The organism is Variovorax sp. 01T439_2, assembly GCF_056398445.1.
The window spans coordinates 1-4,200 of sequence record NZ_JBFTPJ010000519.1; the positions used below are offsets into that span (position 1 = coordinate 1).

Here is a 4,200-nt window from a genome sequence, read left to right on the forward strand (position 1 = left end):
CCCTTCGTGCTGGTGACGAGCAACAAGAGCGGCATCAAGACCTTCGCGCAGTTTCTCGAGCAGGCGAAGGCGAAGAACGGCGAACTGACCTTCGGCAGCGCCGGCATCGGCAACTCCACCCACATCGCGATGGAACTGATCGCCGCGACCGCGGGCGTCAAGCTGATGCACGTGCCCTACAAGGGCTCGGCCGCGGCGCTCACGGCCGTGCTGGCGGGCGAGGTCGACGCCATGGTGAGCGTGGTCGGCCCGGCGCTGCCGCAGGTGCAGTCGGGCAAGGTGCAGGCGGTGGCGGTGCTCGGCGCCAGCCGCGTGCCGCAGTGGCCCCAGGTGCCGACGGTGAAGGAGGCGGGACTGAACGTGCCGCCGATGCCCGGCTGGTACGCGATTGCCGGCCCGGCGCGCCTGGATCCGAAGGTCGTTGCCACCTTCAACGCCGCGCTGCAGAAGGTGATGGCGGATCCGGCCGTCAAGGCCCGGCTGGCCGACCTCTCGCTGCCGGCCATGAGCGGCGGCGAAGCGGATATCCGCCGCCGCGCGATCGATGACCAGGCTTTCTGGAGTGCCTTCATCACCAGGAACAACATCCGCGTGGAATGAGCATGAGGTGCTCGCGAAGGAGCGCACCGCCCTAGCCTGCGTCGCTGAACCGCCGCACGCCCTTCCAGCGCTTGCTTGCGATCTCCTCGTCGATCACTTGCAGCAGCAGTTCGCGCACGCATTGCACGGCGGGACTGTGCGCCGCCGGGGCCGACAGGCTCAGCGACAGCTCGCGCAGCAGCGGCCGTCCCTTGATGGGAACGCCGCGCACGCGGCCATGCTGCTGCGCCAGCGCAAAGGCCGCGGTCGGCAGCACCGTGGCACCGAGCCCGCGCTCGACGGCCAGGATCAGGATTTCCACTGCGCTGGTTTCGGCCACCAGGCGGAATTTCAGTTGGCGATCGCGCAGCAGCCGCTCGGTGGCCACGCGCACCGAATTCGGATGCGTGGGCAGCAGCAGCGGCAGCTTGGCAAAGGCCTCGATGCCGAAGGCGCGCGGTGCTTTTTGCGACGAGGCCACCACCACGAACAGTTCTTCCTCCAGGATCGGCTCGATGCGCAGGCGCGAATCGGCCCGGGCATCCATCGTGACCGCCAGCGCCAGCCGGTCGGCCGCCACCTGCCCCGTCAAGTCCCCGCTGGAGGCCTCCACCATTTCCAGTTCGATCAGCGGATAGCGCTCCTGCAGCCGCGCCAGCAGCGGCGCGGTCAGGATGCGCGAGGTGCTGGTCGGGAACCCGATGGCCACCCGGCCCGAAGGCGATTCGCTCTCCTGCCGGATGGCCGAGCGGGTGTCTTCGAACTGCCGCAGGATCGTCTTCGCATGGCGATAGAGCAGCTCGCCGATGGCCGTGGCCCGCGTGCCGTGAACACTGCGTTCCAGCAAGGTGACGCCGAGCTCCGACTCCAGATTGGCCATGTGCTGGCTCAAGGAAGGCTGGGCGATGAAAAGCGCCTCCGCCGCGGTCGTGATGTTCTTGAGCTCGACGACCTTGACGAAATAGCGCAGCTGACGGATGTCCATGCTCATTCCTTCCTTGAGGACAGCGGGACACTCGCACTCGAAGCCACTGTGGCCAGCCGAGCGGTCAGCGTCTCGGCTTGTTCGGCAAACTTCTTCGGGTTTGTCTTTTGCAGCTGCGCCAGGTTGTGGAGCTTCCATCGCACGCCCGGGTGATCTTCCAAATGCCCGATGCCTGGCAGCGCGCACTCGGGTGCGCCGGCGACCAGCGATCGCAGGAAGCGCCGCTCATCGTCGTCGAGCCCCTGCTGGATCTCACGCGTGAGGCGCTCCCGGGCCGCGAGCAGTGCGTCGAGCGGCACCGGCTCGGCCATCATGCCCTGGAAGTTGTGCTCGAAGTCGTGCCGGATGTCGCGCAGCGGCGGAAACAGCACTTCGTGCACCGGCCGGTTGCTGCTGGCCAGGTAGACCACGAAGGCGCGGCGGATGCCGGGTGTGATGCCTTCACGCGCAAAGAGCTGCATCACGTCGAACAGGTCACGCGGATGCTGGCGGTCCAGCGCCGCCACCAGCTTGCCGCCGTACACGTCCTCCAGCGACACCACCGGAATCTCCAGGTCTGCCATCAACATGTCACGCGCGGCCGGCGTGAGCGCGGCTCGGCGCACCGGCCGCACGGAGCCCCGCATCACGAAGTTGACTTCGATCTTCACCTGAACCGAGCCGCGGCGCACCAGCAGCTTGGTTTCGCCTGCCAGCGCTGCCGGGGCGTGCGTCTGGAAGCCTCGCCTCTTCAAGCGCTCAGACGCTTGGCGAATAGCTTCGTTGATGCGCGCCAGCGCCGCGTCGCGCGGCAGCGTGTGATCGGGGAATACCAGATCCAGGTCTACTGACAGGCGCGGCATGTCGCGCACGAACAGATTGATCGCGGTGCCACCCTTCAGGGCGAAGGTGTCGTCCGCAAAGACGAGCGGCGCCACCTGTATCAACAGGCGCGCGGTCTCCAGATAGGCGGGGTTCATGGCTTGAGCACCAACAGGCCGTCGGCCGAACGGGACACCCAGGGCCGGCCGCTGCCCGTTGGCAGCGTGGCTGGATCGAGCTTGGCCGCCCAGGGCACAGAGGCCTCGCGGCCGAGCTGCAGGCACAACCGTACGGTCTTGACGCTCGTGCACCGCCGCAGCAGCTCGCCCAACACATTGGCGCGCAGGCTGTAGGTGCTCTCCACAAGTTCGCGGGCTTCCTGCAGCGGCTGGCGTACGCCTACCTCGCTCAGCAACTCCAACAAGGCGCGCTCCGGTTCAGCCACCTGCGCCGCCCCGTCGCGCTTCTCAAAAGGGCCAGCGTGCAGCAAGGCGCCCGGTTGCTCGTCGAACAGCCGCTTGCGGTGGTACTCGGCCGGAAAGCGCCCAGTGAACCAGTCCGGCAGGTGCCCCGCCGCCCAACCATAAAGCTGAAGTACTGGCTGCTGCGCCACATACTGGCGCACGCCGTACCAGTCCAGCGCCGACTTGCCGCCCACGTGCAAGCCCGCCAGCTGTCGCTGCAGCAGAACGAGGCTCGGATGCAGGGCCAGGGTGTCGTTGGGACGACAGAACACGCCGCGTGTCAGACGCGTGAGCCAGCCGGCGCGCACATAGTGCACGGCGAGGTCCGCGGAGATCCCCAGGGCCGCCAAGTCTTCTGAGGTCAGTGGAATTCCAGGGACCAGGCGGGTATAGAGCGCGTTTAGTTTGCTCTTTCCAATCGTAGCCATGCTGCGATTCAAGCACTTTTTTCAAGTAATGGCAAACTTGAAATATCTGTCGAAATCGTAGTCTGCCTACGATATAGGTAACTTATATAAAATCAACCCATGGCGCGAGCGGCGTCTTCATGCCATAAAGCCGCACAGTGAGAACTTCAAGACACAGCACGCTGCGCGCCGGCCTTGCCGCGGCCGCGGCGCTCGCCGTGCTGGCGGCTCTGGCCGGCATTGCCTACGAGCAGATCGGTCGCTACCGCGCGGTACGAGACTTCCCGGCGCCCGGGAAGATGGTCGACGTCGGCGCCGGACGCCGCATCCAGCTCGACTGCCGCGGCACCGGTTCTCCCACCGTGGTGTTCGAAGCGGGCCTGAGCGTGGACGGATCGCTGAGCTGGTCGGCCGTGCAGCCGAAGGTCGCGGCGCACACGCGCGCATGCGCCTACAGCCGCGCGGGGCTGATGTGGAGCGATCCTTCGAACACGCCGCCGGGCGCAGCGCAGGCGGTGCACGATCTTCACGCCGTGCTGGCCAAGTCGGGCGAACGCGGCCCCTTCGTGCTGGCCGGCCAATCGCTGGGCGGGCTCTACGCGCTGGGCTTCACGCATCGCTTCGGCGCCGAGGTCGCGGGGCTGGTGCTGGTCGATCCGTCGCATCCGGAGCAGGTCGAGCGCGTGGCGCATTTCATGACCGAATCGCGCTCGATGCGCTCGCGCATCGGCATTGCGCTGGCACCGTTCGGCGTGCTGCGCGCGGCCGCGCCGGTGCTGCTGCCGGAGAGCCCGCACCACAGCGCACAGGACATGCAGGCGGTCCGCGCCTTCGCGCCCAAGTCGCTGCGCACGCAGCTCGCCGAAAGCGATGCGGTCGACGCCTCGCTGGCCGAAGCCATGGACTTCCAGCATCTGGGCGATCGTCCGCTGGTGGTGCTGACCGCAATGGCGCCATACACCGC

Annotated in this window: 5 protein-coding genes; 2 read left to right on the top strand and 3 right to left on the bottom strand. The window is 67.2% G+C overall.

The features are described 5' to 3' along the window. Positions 1 to 600: tripartite tricarboxylate transporter substrate binding protein (locus AC1DOC_RS22085; RefSeq protein ID WP_478130484.1), on the top strand; the 600-nt coding region annotated here is incomplete at its 5' end. A 31-nt stretch (positions 601 to 631) separates the two neighbouring features. Here the strand turns inward: AC1DOC_RS22085 and AC1DOC_RS22090 are convergent. The 3 genes from AC1DOC_RS22090 to AC1DOC_RS22100 are packed head-to-tail and all read right to left on the bottom strand — an operon-like array spanning position 632 to position 3,257. Then, entirely contained in the window at positions 632 to 1,564 is a 933-nt protein-coding gene (locus AC1DOC_RS22090; protein WP_436299026.1) for a LysR family transcriptional regulator, read from the bottom strand. A 2-nt stretch (positions 1,565 to 1,566) separates the two neighbouring features. Beyond that, the gene (locus AC1DOC_RS22095) at positions 1,567 to 2,523 is read right to left on the bottom strand and encodes a nucleotidyl transferase AbiEii/AbiGii toxin family protein (RefSeq protein WP_478084330.1); all 957 of its coding nucleotides are present in this window, start codon (positions 2,521 to 2,523) and stop codon (positions 1,567 to 1,569) included. Then, complete coding sequence (locus tag AC1DOC_RS22100; RefSeq protein ID WP_307596059.1) at positions 2,520 to 3,257, bottom strand: type IV toxin-antitoxin system AbiEi family antitoxin domain-containing protein; 738 nt, start codon at positions 3,255 to 3,257, stop codon at positions 2,520 to 2,522. Before AC1DOC_RS22100 ends, AC1DOC_RS22095 begins: the two co-directional genes overlap by 4 nt. 137 nt (positions 3,258 to 3,394) lie before the next feature. On the opposite strand from AC1DOC_RS22100, the gene AC1DOC_RS22105 reads away from it, so the two are divergent. Beyond that, on the top strand, positions 3,395 to 4,200 hold an 806-nt coding region (locus AC1DOC_RS22105; protein WP_478130485.1), incomplete at its 3' end, for an alpha/beta fold hydrolase.